At 68.1% G+C, this 16,459-nt stretch carries 14 protein-coding genes; 9 read left to right on the top strand and 5 right to left on the bottom strand.

The window, feature by feature from the left end; all coding sequences use genetic code 11:
* Positions 1-102 precede the first annotated feature (102 nt).
* Entirely contained in the window at positions 103-1,620 is a 1,518-nt protein-coding gene (locus AB0P25_RS00070) for a leucyl aminopeptidase (RefSeq protein WP_363804657.1), read from the bottom strand.
* Positions 1,621-1,710: 90 nt separating this feature from the next.
* Between AB0P25_RS00070 and AB0P25_RS00065 the strand changes: the two genes are divergently transcribed.
* From AB0P25_RS00065 to AB0P25_RS00045, 5 genes are all read left to right on the top strand, one after another.
* Positions 1,711-2,640 carry a PAC2 family protein gene (locus AB0P25_RS00065; RefSeq protein WP_363804656.1) on the top strand — a complete coding sequence of 310 codons (930 nt, stop codon included), beginning with the start codon at positions 1,711-1,713 and terminating at the stop codon, positions 2,638-2,640.
* A 58-nt stretch (positions 2,641-2,698) separates the two neighbouring features.
* Positions 2,699-4,027: an MFS transporter gene (locus AB0P25_RS00060; protein WP_363804655.1), complete on the top strand. Its 1,329-nt coding sequence runs from the start codon at positions 2,699-2,701 to the stop codon at positions 4,025-4,027.
* Positions 4,028-4,253: 226 nt separating this feature from the next.
* Entirely contained in the window at positions 4,254-5,609 is a 1,356-nt protein-coding gene (locus AB0P25_RS00055; RefSeq protein WP_363804654.1) for an RNA polymerase sigma factor, read from the top strand.
* A gap of 4 nt (positions 5,610-5,613) precedes the next feature.
* Positions 5,614-6,888: a MurT ligase domain-containing protein gene (locus AB0P25_RS00050; RefSeq protein ID WP_363804653.1), complete on the top strand. Its 1,275-nt coding sequence runs from the start codon at positions 5,614-5,616 to the stop codon at positions 6,886-6,888.
* Positions 6,885-7,601, top strand: a complete 717-nt coding sequence (locus AB0P25_RS00045) for a cobyric acid synthase (RefSeq protein ID WP_363804652.1) — start codon at positions 6,885-6,887, stop codon at positions 7,599-7,601. Before AB0P25_RS00050 ends, AB0P25_RS00045 begins: the two co-directional genes overlap by 4 nt.
* A 73-nt stretch (positions 7,602-7,674) precedes the next feature.
* Here the strand turns inward: AB0P25_RS00045 and alr are convergent, their stop codons facing one another.
* From alr to AB0P25_RS00030, 3 genes are read right to left on the bottom strand one after another with little or no spacing between them, the layout of a single operon-like run.
* Positions 7,675-8,751, bottom strand: a complete 1,077-nt coding sequence (gene alr, locus AB0P25_RS00040; protein ID WP_363804651.1) for an alanine racemase — start codon at positions 8,749-8,751, stop codon at positions 7,675-7,677.
* Positions 8,748-9,452, bottom strand: a complete 705-nt coding sequence (locus AB0P25_RS00035; protein WP_363804650.1) for an alanine racemase C-terminal domain-containing protein — start codon at positions 9,450-9,452, stop codon at positions 8,748-8,750. The genes alr and AB0P25_RS00035 overlap by 4 nt, the downstream gene beginning before the upstream one ends.
* 36 nt (positions 9,453-9,488) lie before the next feature.
* Positions 9,489-9,725 carry a hypothetical protein gene (locus AB0P25_RS00030; protein ID WP_064109256.1) on the bottom strand — a complete coding sequence of 79 codons (237 nt, stop codon included), beginning with the start codon at positions 9,723-9,725 and terminating at the stop codon, positions 9,489-9,491.
* Positions 9,726-9,937: 212 nt separating this feature from the next.
* Here AB0P25_RS00030 and AB0P25_RS00025 point away from each other — a divergent pair, with 212 nt between their 5' ends.
* The gene (locus tag AB0P25_RS00025; protein WP_363804649.1) at positions 9,938-12,034 is read left to right on the top strand and encodes a DNA topoisomerase IV subunit B; all 2,097 of its coding nucleotides are present in this window, start codon (positions 9,938-9,940) and stop codon (positions 12,032-12,034) included.
* A 94-nt stretch (positions 12,035-12,128) separates the two neighbouring features.
* Here AB0P25_RS00025 and AB0P25_RS00020 read toward each other — a convergent pair whose 3' ends face one another.
* On the bottom strand, positions 12,129-14,615 hold the full coding sequence (locus AB0P25_RS00020; protein WP_363804648.1) for a DNA topoisomerase IV subunit A: 2,487 nt from the start codon (positions 14,613-14,615) through the stop codon (positions 12,129-12,131).
* A gap of 80 nt (positions 14,616-14,695) precedes the next feature.
* Here AB0P25_RS00020 and AB0P25_RS00015 point away from each other — a divergent pair, with 80 nt between their 5' ends.
* The 3 genes from AB0P25_RS00015 to AB0P25_RS00005 form a co-directional block, all read left to right on the top strand.
* The gene (locus AB0P25_RS00015) at positions 14,696-15,274 is read left to right on the top strand and encodes an alkaline phosphatase family protein (RefSeq protein ID WP_363804647.1); all 579 of its coding nucleotides are present in this window, start codon (positions 14,696-14,698) and stop codon (positions 15,272-15,274) included.
* On the top strand, positions 15,231-15,977 hold the full coding sequence (locus AB0P25_RS00010) for a glycosyltransferase family 2 protein (RefSeq protein WP_363804646.1): 747 nt from the start codon (positions 15,231-15,233) through the stop codon (positions 15,975-15,977). Before AB0P25_RS00015 ends, AB0P25_RS00010 begins: the two co-directional genes overlap by 44 nt.
* A 2-nt stretch (positions 15,978-15,979) precedes the next feature.
* Positions 15,980-16,459: hypothetical protein (locus AB0P25_RS00005; RefSeq protein WP_363804645.1), on the top strand; the 480-nt coding region annotated here is incomplete at its 3' end.

Raw genomic sequence — 16,459 nt, 5'->3', positions numbered from 1 at the left:
AGCTACTCCCTCGCGCATCAGATCATGTGACACGAAGCCGCCCAGAGGGGATGGCTCCGGGAGGCGTGTTGATAGGCGGGTTTTCCCGCCCATACGACCCTACTACTTCCCGGAAATGCTCTCGGCCAGACGGATGAGCGCCCGTACGCTGACGGCGGACGGTCCCTTGCCGGTGAAGCCGTACGGTGCGGCCGGGCTCTTCGCGGGGCCCGCGATGTCCAGGTGCGCCCAGGGGATGCGGGGGGCGTCGTCGGCGTCCCCGGTGCGTCCGATGAACTCCTGCAGGAAGACCCCGGCCAGCAGGGCGCCGCCCGCGGTGTTGCCCGGGTTGGCGTTCGCGATGTCGGCGACGTCCGAGTTGATCGTGGCGCGGAGCTCGCCGGGCAGCGGCATCGGCCAGAGCAGTTCGCCGCTCTCCTTGCCCGCCGTGAGCACATCGTCCACGAGGTCGTCGGAGCCCATGACGGCGGCGTAGCGGGTGCCGAGCGCGACCATCGCGGCGCCGGTGAGGGTGGCGACGTCGACGATCGCGTCCGGCTGCTCCTCGCTCGCGGCCACGAGGCCGTCGGCGAGCACAAGGCGGCCCTCGGCGTCGGTGTTCAGCACCTCGACGGTTCGGCCGCCGCGGATGCGAAGCACGTCGTTGGGGCGGATGGCGGAGCCGGACGGCATGTTCTCGGCGAGGCAGAGCCAGGCGGTGACCTTCACCGGCAGCGCCAGGCGTGCGGCAGCGAGGGCCACGGCCAGCACGGTCGCCGCGCCGGTCATGTCGTACTTCATGCCGACCATGCCGGTGGCGGGCTTGAGCGAGAGACCGCCGGAGTCGAAGGTGATGCCCTTTCCGACCAGCGCCAGGTGACGGGAGGCACCCTCGGGGGCGTAGGTGACCTTCACCAGGCGCGGCGGACGGGTGGAACCCTGCCCGACGCCCAGGATGCCGCCGAAGCCGTCGGCGGCGAGCTCCTGCTCGTCCCAGACCTTCACGCTGACCGGCAGGCCGGCGACGGCCTCGGTCGCGCGCTCGGCGAACGTCTCCGGGTACAGGTCGAGAGGGGGAGTGTTGACCAGGTCCTTGACCAGGGATGCGGCCTCGGCGACGGCGGTGGCGCGCGCGGCCAGCGCGTCGGCGTCGACCGCCGAGCCGTCTGCCGAGCCGTCCGAGGCGAGGTCTCCGCCGAGCACCTCGATCGACGCGACCGGGTCCTTCGTCGCCGCGCGGCTCTTCTCGCGGTAGTCCGTGAAGGCGTACGCGCCCAGGGCAGCCCCCTCGGCGACCGCGCCGAGCTGCGCCTCGTCCACGGCCGGCAGGTCGAGCGCGACCGCGCTCGTGCCCGCGAGCTGGCGGATGGCGCTGCCCGCGGCGTACCGCAGGGCGTCCACGCCGTCCTCCGGCAGGCCGATCACGGCGAGCGAGGCGCCGTCGCCGCGTCCGGGCAGCCGCACCAACTCGTCCTTGCCTCCCGCGAAGCCGACCTCTCGCAGCTGCTGCGCCAGCTCGTCCCGGCGCTCGCCGGAGAGCACGGCGACGCCGTCGCGTCCGTTCCGGGCGGCCACGACGAGCACATCCGCGGACGCGGTGGGAGTGGAGGAGAGGGTCACGGTCAGCGCGGGAACGGTCATGAGTCGACCCTAACGCGGTGTTCGCTGTGGGCGTTCCCGGCAGCGGTCACAGACAGGTTCGCGGCGCGGGGTCCGCTCTAGAGTTGAGATATGCGAGACCCCCGTCGACTGTTCGAGCTCAACCCGGCGCTGCAGGTGCCGGAGGGCCTGCCGCTGGTCGCGGGCCTCACCGGCTTCGCGGACGCGGGGTCCGGGGTCAGCCAGCTCGGCACCTATCTCCTCGGCACGCTCGACAGCGACGTGGTCGCCACGTTCGACGCGGACATCCTGCTCGACTACCGCGCGCGCCGCCCGATCATCTACTTCGACCAGGACCACCTGACCGACTATCAGCCGGCCACGCTCAAGCTGTACCTCGCCTACGACGAGCTCCGCCAGCCGTTCCTCCTGCTCTCCGGCTTCGAACCTGACTTCCGCTGGGAGGCCTTCACGGAGGCCGTGCTCGGCCTCATCGAGCAGTTCAAGGTGAAGAGCATCACCTGGGTCCACTCCATCCCGATGCCCGTCCCGCACACGCGCCCCATCGGCGTGACGGTCAGCGGCAACCGGCAGGACCTGATCGACTCCATGTCCATCTGGAAGCCGCACACCCAGGTCCCCGCCAACGCGCTGCACCTCCTCGAGTACCGGCTCCAGCAGCTCTCGTACCCGATCGCCGGCTTCATCCTGCTCATCCCGCACTATCTCGCCGACACCGAGTACCCGGCCGCGGCGGTCGCCGCCCTCGACTCGATCAGCGCGGCCACCGGCCTGATCTTCCCGACCGACCGGCTCCGCCAGGAGGACCGCGACTTCATCGCCAACATCGACGAACAGGTCGCCGGCAACACCGAGCTCGGCCGCCTCGTCGGCACGCTGGAGGAGCGCCATGACTCCTATATGGAGGACACGCAGCTGCGCTCGCCGCTGACGGACAGCGACGGGGAGCTCCCGACCGCCGACGAGATCGCGGCGGAGCTCGAGAACTTCCTCGCCTTCCGCCGGCACGGCGACGAGGAGAACGGGCGCGGCGACCGCTGAGCGCACACCCGGTCCCACCCCGGCGGAGCACATGCATAGCCGGGCGTAGGATTATGTGGTGAATTCGCGTCGCTCCTGGTTCGTCTACGGGATCGGCGTCTTCGCCTACCTCATCGCCGTCATGCAGCGCACCACGATCGGTGTCGCGGGCGTGGCGGCGACCGAGCGCTTCCACGTCTCGGCGTCCGTCCTCTCGACGCTGGCCGTCGTGCAGCTGATCGTCTACGCCGGCATGCAGGTGCCCGTCGGGGTGCTGATCGACCGGATCGGATCGCGCGTCCTCATGCTCACCGGCACCGCGCTCATGGTCGTCGGTCAGGTCGCCGTCGCGTACGCGCCGACCATCGCGATCGCGATCGCGGGCCGCATCCTGGTCGGAGCCGGGGACGCCACCGTCTTCACCTCTCTGATGCGGCTGGTGAACTCATGGTTCCGCGGCCGCATCGTGCCGCAGCTGTCCCAGTGGATCGGCAACGTCGGTCAGCTGGGCCAGGTGCTGTCCGCCGTGCCGTTCGCGCTCCTGCTGCATCTGTCGGGCTGGACGGTCGCCTTCCTCTCGGCCGCCTCCCTCTCGGTCGTCGCGCTGATCGGCATCGTCGTCGGAGTCACCGACCGCCCGGTCGGCGCGAGCGAGGGTCCGCGACCGGCGACGTGGTCCGACTCGCTCCGCCAGCTCCGGATCAGCCTCGCGCGGCCCGGTACGCAACTCGGCTTCTGGTCGCACTTCGTGACCCAGTCGTCCGGCACCGTGTTCAGCCTGATGTGGGGCATCCCGTTCCTGGTGTTCGCGATCGGCATCCAGCCTGCGGCCGCCTCCGCACTGCTCACGGTGCTCGTCGGAGCCGGTCTCATCTCCGGCCCCATCCTGGGCATCCTGACCGCGCGCTACCCCCTCCGACGCAGCAACCTGGTCCTCGGCATCGTCGCCCTCATGGCCGCGGCGTGGACGCTCGTGCTGCTCTGGCCGGGGCAGCCGCCGTTCTGGACGATCGTCGTGCTGATCGCGGCGATCGGGATCGGCGGCCCGGGCTCGCTGATCGGGTTCGACTTCGCCCGCACCTTCAACCCGCTGCACAGCCTGGGGTCGGCGAACGGGATCGTGAACGTCGGCGGCTTCCTCGCCAGTTTCGTGATGATGTTCCTCATCGGTGTGGCGCTCGATGTCCAGGCGCACAGCGACGCGGACGCCGAGCTCTACCAGCTGGACCACTTCCGCTGGGCGTTCGCCATCCAGTACGTCATCGTGGGCATCGGCGTGGTCTTCCTGGTGCGCGCGCGCCGCCGCACACGCCGCCGACTCCGCGAGGAAGAGGGAATAGAAGTAGCCCCTCTCTGGGTTGCACTCGTAGGAGCGTGGAGGAGGCGCGGCGGGCACGAAGCGCTGTAGGGCTCCGGTATTTGCCGAAGAATGGCCGTACGTGGTCGGGGGCGCACGCGGAACGTGCAATAATTGATGTCTGGACCCATTCATGTCCCGGGGCCGGAGCATTAGACGATGCCCGGCGCAACGACCCGGACTTGACTTGGGTCTTAGTAGTGTCCGCACGCAACCCTGAGCCAGGCTCGGCCGTCAGGATCCCGGCCCTCCTCCGCTTGGTATGAAAGGTGTTCACATGGCAACCCGTGCAGCAACGAAGACCCGCGAGGCGGAGGTCGAAGAGACCGCGACCGTCGTCGCGGATGAGACCGCGAAGCCCGCGGCGAAGAAGGCCGCGCCCAAGAAGGCGGCCGCGAAGGCCCCGGCGAAGACGAAGTCGACGGCTGCGAAGAAGCAGACGTCCAAGGCGTCCGCCGCAGCGGACGACGACGAGGAGATCGACGAGGACGCCGAGGTCGAGATCGACGAGGAGGAGGTCGCGGACGACGCCGAGGCGACGGACGAGACCGAGGCGGACGACGCCGAAGCCGAGGCGGACGAGGACGCCGAGGCCGACACGGAGAGCAAGGCTCCCGCGGCCCTGGCCGCCGCGGCCGACGTGCCCCTGCCGACCGACGCGCTCGTTCTGCGCGCCGTCGACGAAGAGGACGACATCCCCGTCTACTCGACGACGATCACCGGCGCCACCGCCGACCCGGTCAAGGACTACCTGAAGCAGATCGGCAAGGTCCCGCTGCTGAACGCGGCCGAAGAGGTCGAGCTCGCCATGCGGATCGAGGCGGGTCTGTTCGCCGAGGACAAGCTGGCGAACACGCCGAACCTCAGCAAGGAGCTCGAGCGCGAGCTGAAGTGGGTCGCCCGCGACGGCCAGCGCGCCAAGAGCCACCTGCTCGGCGCCAACCTGCGCCTCGTGGTGTCGCTCGCCAAGCGCTACACCGGCCGCGGCATGCAGTTCCTCGACCTCATCCAGGAGGGCAACCTGGGCCTCATCCGTGCCGTCGAGAAGTTCGACTACACGAAGGGCTTCAAGTTCTCCACCTACGCCACCTGGTGGATCCGTCAGGCGATCACCCGCGCCATGGCCGACCAGGCGCGCACCATCCGCATCCCGGTGCACATGGTCGAGGTCATCAACAAGCTGGCCCGCGTGCAGCGCCAGATGCTGCAGGACCTGGGCCGCGAGCCCACCCCCGAGGAGCTGTCGAAGGAACTCGACATGACCCCGGAGAAGGTCATCGAGGTGCAGAAGTACGGTCGCGAGCCCATCTCGCTCCACACCCCGCTGGGTGAGGACGGCGACAGCGAGTTCGGCGACCTGATCGAGGACACAGAGGCGGTCGTGCCCGCCGACGCAGTGGGCTTCACCATGCTGCAGAAGCAGCTGGAGAGCCTGCTCGACTCCCTGTCCGAGCGCGAGGCGGGCGTGATCCGCATGCGCTTCGGCCTGGGCGACGGCATGCCGAAGACGCTCGACCAGATCGGCGACACCTTCGGCGTGACGCGTGAGCGCATCCGCCAGATCGAGTCGAAGACGATGGCGAAGCTGCGCCACCCGTCGCGGTCGCAGTCGCTGCGCGACTACCTCGAGTAAACCGTTGCGTTACCGACTGGCGGTCATCGCCGGCCGCCTCGCCCGCTGGCTCCTCCGCCTGCGGGGAGGCGGCTCCGCGGTCCCCGGCCGCGTCGCCCTCGCCATCGCGCCGAAGTTCCTGGAGCGCGCCGTCAGCCGGCTTCCGCTCGGGGTCGTGTTCGTCTCCGGGTCGAACGGCAAGTCGACCACCACGAACATGCTCACCGCGATCCTGCGCGAGCACGGACTGGATGTGTTCACGAACCCGTCCGGGGGAAACCTGCCGCAGGGCATCGCCTCCGCACTGCTCGCCGATGTGCCGCTCGACGGCTACGTCCGCGGCGATGTCGGCGTCATCGAGGTGGATGAGGCCTACGGCGTCGACCTCGCGCACGTGCTGAAGCCGCGCGGCTCCCTGCTGCTCAACGTGCAGATCGACCAGCTCAACCGCTTCTTCGAGCCCACCCGTGTGATCGGGATGCTGCGCTCCATTGCGGAGGGCTCGTCCGAGTTCGTCGTGGTGAACGCCGACGACGACAGCCTGGCGCGGGTCGGCGCGGAGCTGACCGCGCAGGGACGAGATGTGTCGACGTTCGCCGTGGCGCCGTCCATCATCGAGTCGTCGCCGAACGGCCTCGCGAACGTGAAGGACCTCACCGGCACGACGGCGGGCACGCTGCCCATCCCGTCGGTCTTCGTCAGCAAGCTCGAGGTGCAGAGCGCCCAGCTCACCATCGGCGGGGTGGATGTCCGGATCGGGCTCCCGGCGCGCGGCCTGCACTACGCGGTGGACGCGGCGGGCGCGACCGCGATGGCGCGCCGCCTTCTCGGTGACCGCTTCCAGCCCAACGCCGTCGTGGCCGCCATGGCCGCGCTGCGGACCGTCTACGGTCGCGGTGAGACCCTGAAGGTGGGCGACGAGGACGTCGAGATCATCATGATGAAGAACCCGCCGAGCCTGCAGCTCAACCTCGACTACCTCGCCGAGTCGCCCGAGCAGGTGTTCGTCGCGGTCGACGAGGGCACGCCGGACCCGTCGTGGGTCTACGACATCGACCTGTCCAAGCTCACGCACGTGGACGTGGTGTCCGGCACGAAGGCGTGGCAGTTCGCGACGCGCTTCGCGTACGCGGGGATCGACGTCGACCAGGTCGTGCCCGAGCTGCGGCCGGCGCTCCAGGCGTTCCTGAAGCTGCCGAAGCCGACACGCGGCACCAAGACGATGATCGTGAACTACGAGCAGATGATGCTCATCCGGAAGCAGCTGGGCTTCCTCGACCTGGAGGGCGGCGAGCGATGACCGTCCTGCGCATCCTGCACCTCTATCCGGCCGAGCTGGGGATCAACGGCGACGCCGGCAACGTCCTGGCGCTGGCCGAGCGCGCGCGGTGGCGCGGCATCGACGCCGAGGTCGTTCCGCACGCCGTCGGCGGCGAGCTGCCGCCGGGCGTCGACCTGGTGCACATCGGCTCCGGTCCGCTCTCCGGGCAGCGCGCGGTGCATGAAGACGTGCTGCGCATCGCGCCGAGGCTGCGGGAGTGGCAGGCCGCCGGCGTGCCGTTCCTCGCGATCGCGGGCGGCTGGCAGCTGCTCGGTACCGGTCTGGAGACGCCGGAGGGCGAGCTGCTGGCCGGTGCGGGTGTGTTCCCGACCCGGGCCGCGCTCGGGAGCAAGCGGCACGTCGGCGAGGTCGTCGTGCGGCTGGCGGACGGCTCCACCGTCGCGGGCTTCGAGAACCACTCCGCGCGAACCGTGCTCGACGGCGCCGAGCCGCTGGGCCGTCTCGTCAGCGGGACCGGCAATGGCGACGGGACCGAGGGCGTGGTCGTGGGCGCATCGATAGGCACGCACCTGCACGGTCCGCTGCTGCCGATGAACCCGGCGCTGGCCGACCGGCTGCTCGGCACCGCGCTGCGCGGCGAGCTGCCGCCGGTGCCGCAGACGGAGCGGGTCGACCGCTACGCGACGAACGCCCGCCGGGCGATCGCCGACCGCCTCGGCGTCTCGCTCTGACCCCAGCCCGAAGTGCAGGTCGTTGCGGTGTCGCACGGCGTGTCGACCGCAATAAGCTGCACTTCAGCGGTGGTCAGTTGATGTAGACGCGGGGGACGCGGGCGGCGACGCCGGTGACCATCTCGTCGGCGATCGTCTCGGCCCAGTCGGCGTACTTCTCCGCGGTGACCTCGCCGTCGGTGCCCGGCCCGAACAGGATGGCGGTGTCGCCGACCTCGACGCGATGAGCTCCCGCATCCACGAGCATGCTGTCCGCCTCGACCGCGAGGAGCTGGCACCGGCGGCCGTTCAGCTGGATGCTCGTCTTCGCGATCCCGAGCGTCGGCACGCCGTCGGCCCAGCCGATGCCGAGCCGCACGTGCGTGGTGCCGCCGACGTGCACCTCGGTGACGGGGGCCTCCAGCCGCATCGCCGGGATGAGCCCGAGCTCGGCGCCGGTCGAGTCGTCGAACGGGGAGAAGCCGTAGGCGGCGATGCCGAAACGGACGAACGAGAAGCGCGCCTCCGGCATCCGGATGCCCGCCGAGCTCGCTGCCAGGTGCAGCGCCTCGAAGTGTGCGCCGAACCTCTCCGCCTCGACGACCGCGTCGCGGAACTCGGCGAGGGCCGCCTCGTCGTCGGCGATGGACGCGTCGGCGAGGTGCGACCAGGCGGCGCGGATACGGACGAGGCCCTGGCGCTCCAGTTCCAGCGCGTACTGCACGAGCCCGGGCCACTCCTCACGCGTGGCGCCGTTGCGGCTGAGGCCGGTGTCGACCTTCAGATGCACGATCGCGGGACGGTCGGCACCAGCCGCGGCGATGGCCTCCAACTGCCAGGCGGCGGAGATGCCGAGCTCGATGTCGGCCTCGATCCCGGCCCGCCAATCCGTGTCCTGCCCGTGCAGCCAGGCGAGGATCGGGACGGTCACGCCGGCGTGCCGCAGTACGAGTCCGGCCGGGATCTCCAGCACCGCCAACGACGTCGCGCCGGCCTCGAGGCCCGCTTCGGCGATCGGCAGCAGGCCATGGCCGTAGGCGTCGGCCTTGACGGCCAGCATCGTTGTGGCGGGCGCGATCAGCTTCGTCAAGTGCGCGACGTTGTGCCGCACGGCGGCGAGGTCGACCACGGCGCGGGGGAGCGGTTCGGCGACGGCGTCCACGATGGTCACGCGCTGTACATCCTCTCGATGCGCCGGCCGAGGCGGCTGGTGATCACGGGTGCGGCGACGCCGAGCGCGTCCGCCCAGTCGAGCACCGTCGGCTCGCCGTGGGCCGGGGCGCCGAAGAGCACGACCGCGTCACCGGAGCTGGCGGTGTCGTCGCCGATGTCGACCACGAACTGGTCCATCGCGATGCGCCCGGTGATCCGGCCGACCGTGTCGCCGACCTTCACCGGCGCCTTGTTGGAGGCGACGCGGAGGATGCCGTCCGCGTATCCCAGGGCGACGAGCACCAGGGTGCTGGGCCGGGAGGTGCGGTACGTGTAGCCGTAGGAGACCCCGCGGTCGGCGGGGACGCGCTTGACCGAGACGACCTCGCCCTCCAAGCGCATGGCCGGAGCTGTGGGATGCGCAGGGTCGAGACCGAACAGCGATGTCCCGAGCAGTGGGCCGGGCGCCTGCCCGACGAAGACGCGCACCGGCAGCCCCTCATCGGCGATCGCGGCCGCATCCTCCACCCGGGAGACGAGAAAACCGCCGACCCCCGCATCCGTCAGCGTACGTGCCACGGGGATGAGCCCGTGTCCGTACGCGTCGGCGCGGAGATCGGCGGTGCAGTCGGGGAGCGGCGAAGCGGCGGAGGCTGCCGTCGAGCGGATGGCGTCGAGATCGATATGGGCACGTCGGCGCACACCAGTCGTGGCGACCATCCTCCGGTCAGTTCCGCGCTTCGCGAGCGGGGCGCGTCAGGCGCGCTGCTCTTCGAACAGGCGAGCGGTCTCGTCGTGCCAGCTGTGGGCGATCTGCGAGAGCTTCTCCTGGTGCTTCTTGCCGTGGTGGGCGCAGAACAGCAGCTCGCCGTTGTTCACGACGACCCGGATGTACGCCTGCGCTCCGCAGCTGTCGCAACGGTCCGCGGCCGTCAGTTGCGGCCCCGATGCGAGCTCGTCGATGGCCCCGTTCTCCGAGGTGACTGTCGACATGTGATGCTCCTTCCGTCGCAACCGGTGAACTCGGTACGTCTATAGAACCACGGATGCTCGGCAACCAGGCGCGTATTGGCTGCTATTTCGCTCAACGCGTAGCCTCCCGGCGAGCGGGTGTCGGTGGCGTAGTGTGCCCCGGCCGCCACGTACGCTTGATGGTGTACGTGCGCGCCCGCACCCGAGGCGCACCTGATCCACAAGGAGCGCCCGTGGCGAGTTCGGACTATTCGGCCAGGCACCTGTCGGTGCTCGAGGGGCTGGAGGCCGTCCGCAAGCGACCGGGCATGTACATCGGCTCGACCGACTCCCGCGGACTCATGCACTGCCTCTGGGAGATCATCGACAACTCCGTCGATGAGGCTCTGGCCGGTTTCGGCTCGGCGATCGACGTCGTCCTGCACGCCGACGACAGCGTCGAGGTGCGCGACCAGGCCCGCGGCATCCCGGTCGACATCGAGCCGAAGACCGGGCTCTCCGGTGTCGAGGTCGTCTTCACGAAGCTCCACGCGGGCGGCAAGTTCGGCTCCGGGTCGTACGCGGCCTCGGGCGGCCTGCACGGCGTCGGCGCGTCGGTCGTCAACGCGCTGTCCGAACGACTCGACGTCGAGGTCGACCGCGACGGCAAGACCTACGCCATGTCGTTCCACCGCGGCGAGCCGGGCGTTTTCGACGACGGGACGGGGGCGCCGAGCCCGGACAACCCGTTCAGCCCGTTCGTCAGCGGCAGCGAGCTGCGCGTCGTCGGCAAGGTCAAGAAGGGTGTGACCGGGACGCGCATCCGCTACTGGGCCGACCGGCAGATCTTCACCAAGGGCGCCGAGTTCTCCACCGACGATCTGATCGGTCGTGCACGGCAGACCGCGTTCCTCGTCCCGGGCATCGCGATCTCGATCGACGACCAGCGCGCTGCCGCCGGCGGCGAGCCCGCGGGCGTCACCACGTTCCGCTACGAGGGCGGGATCTCGGAGTTCGTCGACTTCCTGGCGCCGGACAGCCCCATCACCGACACCTGGCGCCTGACCGGCGAGGGGCACTTCACGGAGACCGTGCCGGTGCTCTCCGACTCCGGCGCGATGGTGCCCACCGAGCTCAAGCGCGAGTGCCAGGTCGACATCGCGCTGCGCTGGGGCACCGGGTACGACACGGTGATGCGCAGCTTCGTGAACATCATCGCGACGCCGAAGGGCGGAAGCCACCAGGCCGGCTTCGACCAGGGGCTGCTCAAGTTCCTGCGGCAGCAGGTGGAGCTGAACGCCCGTCGGCTCAAGGCCGGAAACGACAAGCTCGAGAAGGACGACGTCATGGCGGGTCTCACCGCCGTGCTCACCGTGCGCCTCCCGGAGCCGCAGTTCGAGGGGCAGACCAAGGAGATCCTGGGCACGCCGGCCGTGCGGGCGATCGTCGCGAATGTGGTCCAGAAGGCGATGGCCGAGCGGTTCGGATCGTCGAAGCGCGACGACAAGGCGCAGTCTTCGCTCCTGCTCGACAAGGTCGTCGCCGAGATGAAGTCGCGCATCTCCGCGCGCGCTCACAAGGAGACGCAGCGCCGCAAGAACGCGCTCGAGACGTCGTCCCTCCCGGCCAAGCTGGTCGACTGCCGCTCCAGCGACGTGGCGAACAGCGAGCTGTTCATCGTCGAGGGCGACTCCGCCCTGGGCACGGCGCGCCGGGCGCGGGACAGCGAGTACCAGGCGCTGCTGCCCATCCGGGGCAAGATCCTCAACGTGCAGAAGGCGTCCATCTCGGACATGCTCTCCAACGCGGAGTGCGCGGCGATCATCCAGGTCATCGGCGCCGGCTCCGGCCGCAGCTTCGACCTGTCGTCCGCCCGTTACGGCAAAGTCATCATCATGTCGGATGCCGACGTCGACGGCGCGCACATCCGGACGCTGCTGCTCACCCTGTTCTTCCGCTATATGCGGCCGATGATCGAGGAGGGGCGCGTGTTCGCCGCCGTCCCGCCGCTGCACCGCGTGGTAGTGGTGAACCCGGGATCGAAGCCGAACGAGACGATCTACACGTACTCCGAGGCGGAGCTGCAGGCGGTGCTCGCCGACCTGAAGAAGCGCGGCAGGAAGTACCAGGAGCCGATCCAGCGCTACAAGGGACTCGGCGAGATGGATGCGGACCAGCTCGCGACCACGACGATGGACCGCGCCCACCGCACCCTGCGCCGGGTGCGCGTCTCCGACGCCGAGTCGGCGAACCGCGTCTTCGAGCTCCTGATGGGCAACGACGTCGCGCCGCGCAAGGAGTTCATCATCCAGGGCGCCGACGACCTCTCCCGCGCGCGAATCGACGCCTAGCCACCCACTATCGAGTACACGAAAAGTGCACGGTTCTTCCCCGAGAAGCGTGCACTTTTCGTGTACTCGATGGTGGGGCTGAGCCTAGGGCGGGTCAGGCGAGGCGGCGGCCGATGGAGCCGACGACCATGTCGAGCGGCGTGCCGGAGGCGTCGCGGCGCGCGCCGCCCTCGGGGAGGGTGCGGGCGACGCCGTCGGGAGCCACCGCCAGCGCGGGTGCGCGGCCGGCCCAGGCGAGCACGAGCTCGCTCTCGCCCTTGAGGAACCGCTGGGCGCGGACGCCGCCGGTTGCGCGTCCCTTCGCCGGGAACTCGGCGAAGTCGCTCACCTTGGCGGTGCCCGGGTCGGCGCCCGGAAGCGTAGCGTCGCTCGCCGCGATCGTCGACACGACCGCCTCGGCCGCGTCGTCCGCCGCGACCGCGCCGAAGTAGATCACGCGCGCGTCCGCACCGAGGTTGATTCCGGCCATGCCGCCCGCGGCGCGTCCCTGCGGACGGACCGTCGAGGCGGCGAACCGCAGCAGCTGCGCGTCGCTCGCGACGAACACCAGCTCGTCCGCATCCGTCACCGTCGTGGCGCCGACGACCTCGTCGCCCGCCTTCAGCGAGATGACCTCGAACTCGGGCTTGTTCGCCCAGTCGCCCGGGGTGACGCGCTTCACGACGCCCTGCCTGGTGCCGAGCGCGATCGTCCGGTCCGTATCGCTGAGGGACACGAGCGCGAGGATGCGCTCCTTCTTGTCCGCGAGCGCCAGATAGTCGCCCACCTTCACGCCCGCACCGAGCTGGATGGAGTTGGCGGGCACGCCGGGCAGGTCGACGGGGGAGAAGCGGATCAACCGGCCGCGGTTCGTCACCGCACCGATCTCGCTGCGGCTGCTCGTATCCAGCTGCGACAGGATCGCGTCGTGCTTGCTGCGCCGGGCCGGCGGCTGGATGCGGTCGAGGCCGCCCTCGCCGTCGGGACCGGCCACCGCGTCCACGCGCAGGATGCGGCCGGTCGTCGACAGGTAGACGCGCGTCGGGACGTCGGCGACCTCGAGCTGGACGTTCGCCGTCTTGCTGCGGGAGGCGCCCGCGATCGACGGCTTCGCCTCGGTCAGCAGCGTGCGGCGGGGGGTGCCGAAGCGTCCGGCCACCTGCTCCATCTCATCCGACACCAGGTCGTTGATGCGCTGGCGCGAGGCGAGGAGTTCTTCCAGCTCGGCGATCTCGGCACGAAGCTGGTCGCGCTCGGTCTCGAGCTCGATACGGCTGAACCGCGTCAGGCGGCGCAGGCGCAGTTCGAGGATGTAGTCGGCCTGCAGGGTGCTCAGGTCGAACACCTGCATCAGGCGGGTGCGGGCGGCTTCCGTGTCGTCGGACGTGCGGATGACCTGGATGACCTCGTCGATGTCGAGGATCGCGATGAGCAGTCCCTCGACCAGGTGCAGGCGTTCCTTGCGGCGTGCGAGGCGGAACTGCGACCGCCGGGTGACCACGCTGACGCGGTGGTCGAGATAGACCTGCAGGAGTTCGCGCAGGCCGAGGGTCTGCGGGCCGCCGGCGACGAGGGCGACGTTGTTGATCGCGAAGCCCTCCTCCAGCGGCGTGTGCCGGTACAGCTGCTCGAGCACCGCCTCCGGGCTGAACCCGGTCTTGATGCCGATGACGAGCCGCAGGCCGTTCTGGCGGTCGGAGAGGTCGGTGACGTCGGAGATGCCGTTCAGCTTCTTCGCGTTGACGCCGTCCTTGATCTTCTCGATGACCTTCTCGGGGCCGACGAGGTAGGGCAGCTCGGTGACGACGAGGCCGCTCTTGCGCGCGGTGATGGACTCGACGGTCACCTTCGCGCGCATCCGGAAGCTGCCGCGTCCCGTCGCGTACGCGTCGCGCACGCCCGCGAGACCGGCGATGGTGCCGCCGCTCGGCAGGTCGGGACCGGGCACGTACGCCATCAGGTCGTCGAGGGTCGCATCCGGGTTCTCGAGCAGGTGCCGTGCGGCGCCGACGACCTCGATGAGGTTGTGCGGCGCCATGTTCGTCGCCATGCCGACCGCGATGCCGCTCGCGCCGTTGACCAGGAGGTTGGGGAAGGCGGCGGGCAGCACATCCGGCTGCATGAGCTGGTTGTCGTAGTTCGGGACGAAGTCGACGACGTCCTCGTCCAGGTCCTCCGTCATCGCGAGCGCTGCGGCGGCGAGGCGCGCCTCGGTGTACCGGGCGGCCGCGGGGCCGTCGTCGAGGGAGCCGAAGTTGCCGTGACCGTCGACCAGGGGCACCCGGAGGGTGAAGTCCTGCGCCATGCGCACCAGTGCGTCGTAGATGGCGCTGTCGCCGTGCGGGTGCAGCTTTCCCATCACCTCGCCCGTCACGCGCGCCGACTTCACATGACCGCGATCCGGCCGCAGGCCCATCTCGGTCATCATGTAGAGGATGCGGCGCTGCACGGGCTTGAGGCCGTCGCGGGCGTCCGGGAGCGCTCGGGAGTAGATCACCGAGTAGGCGTATTCGAGGAACGAGCCCTGCATCTCGGTCGTGACGTCGACGTCTTCGATGCGTTCCGTCGTTCCGGCGGCGGGCTGGTCGTCTGCTGGTGTCATTCGTGCATTCTGTGCAGGGGCTCGGGTGGAGCGTGGGGCGGCTCGTCCGGCTCGGCGTGGCCTGTGCCAGACTGGGCCGGATGCCACCCATGCTACCGGCCGCGTTCACCACCCGAGCGAGCCTCGCCACGGTTCTCCCGAGTTCGCTGGCCGCGCTCGAGGGGCAGGCGAACGAGCTCGGCCTGCCCCGGCTCGACCACGTCGTCGTCATCGTCGTCGACGGCCTGGGCGCCGCCGCCTTGCGGGCGCGTTCCGGCCACGCCCGGACGCTCGCGCCGATGCTCGGGAAGACGACCACGATCGACGCGGGCTTCCCGACCACGACGGCCGCGGCGCTGGCGACCCTGACCACGGGAACCGCTCCGGGCGTTCACGGCCTCGTCGGGTACCGGGTGCGCGATGCGGCCAGCCGGCTCACCAACCAGCTCTCCGGCTGGGACGAGCGGATGGATCCCGCCACCTGGCAGCGCTCACGCACCGTCTTCGAGCGCGCGACCGAGCAGGGGGTGCGCGCCCGGGCGATCGGGCTGCCGAAGTTCGAGGGCTCCGGGTTCTCGGCCGCGGTCCTCCGAGGGGCGGAGTTCCTGGGCGTGCAGTCGCTCAGCGAGCGCTTCGATGAAAATGCAGACCAATTACGGCTTTGTTGTTCCGGTTTATAACCATCCACATTATTTAGCAGATTTAATTTCTTATCTGAACAGTTTTGATCTACCGATTGTTTTGGTCAATGATGGCAGTGATGATGCATGTAGCCAAATTTTAAAAGCGTTGGCAGAGCAATATTCTCAAATTCATCTTATTGAACATGATGTGAATAGGGGTAAGGGACAAGCCGTAATGACTGGTTTGCGTGCAGCCTATGAGCTTGGTTTAAGCCATGCATTACAACTCGATTCAGATGGTCAACACTGCTGGGATGACATTCCAAAATTTATTGAGCAGTCTCGACAACATCCAGATGCAATGGTAATTGGTCAGCCATACTTTGATGCCTCTATTCCTAAAAAGCGCTTATATGGCCGTTACATTACTCATTTTTGGGTGTGGTTAAATAGTTTATCTTTTGAAATTAAAGATAGCATGTGTGGTTTTCGCATATATCCGCTCGAGAGCACAATCAAGGTATTGAATAGTGCTAAATTTCAGCCACGTATGGGGTTTGATAGTGAAATTTTAGTACGTTTAAAATGGGAAAATACCCCTTTTATTAATGTACCCACACCTGTGGTTTATCCAGAGCAGGGTATTTCTCATTTTCATGCTTGGCGAGATAACTTAGGGCTAAGTAAAGCGCATGCAACCTTGTTTATGGGGATGCTGGTTCGCTTACCAAAGCTATTAAAACAAAAGCTGCAAGGTTAATTATGACAAATTCAGCTTCACCAAAATGGAACGACATTAAAGAGCGAGGCGGTATGTTGCCCCTCATGCTGATGTTGTGGTTTTACCGTTTTGGTGGACGTTGGTTATGCAAGTTTGTGATGTACTTCGTCATCATGTGGTACTGGTTATTTGCTGTCGCAGCAAGGCGGGCCTCCTTACTTTATTTACAAAAACTGCATCATTTTGCTGGATCGCAGTCTCCCTTTAGCCTCCAACCAAATTGGACAAATAGCTATGCGCATTTCATGCAATTTGGCGAATGTATTTTAGATAAGATTGAGGGCTGGCTAGGTAATATTCCCGAACAGGAACTGCAAGTTTTTGGACATGAAAACTTCTCTCAGCATTATCAAAAAGGTGCTCTGATTATTGTCTCTCACTTTGGCAATATTGAGTTGCTTCGAGCTCGAGGCCCGCGCGGTTCGCCGGGCCCGTGCCGTCGGCCTGGATGCGCGGCCAGG

It is taken from the genome of Leifsonia sp. NPDC077715 (genome assembly GCF_040686855.1).
In the GTDB taxonomy this organism is placed as follows: domain Bacteria; phylum Actinomycetota; class Actinomycetes; order Actinomycetales; family Microbacteriaceae; genus Leifsonia.
The sequence above is the reverse complement of the archived record's forward strand: the minus strand, read 5'-3'. Positions and strand labels throughout refer to the sequence as shown.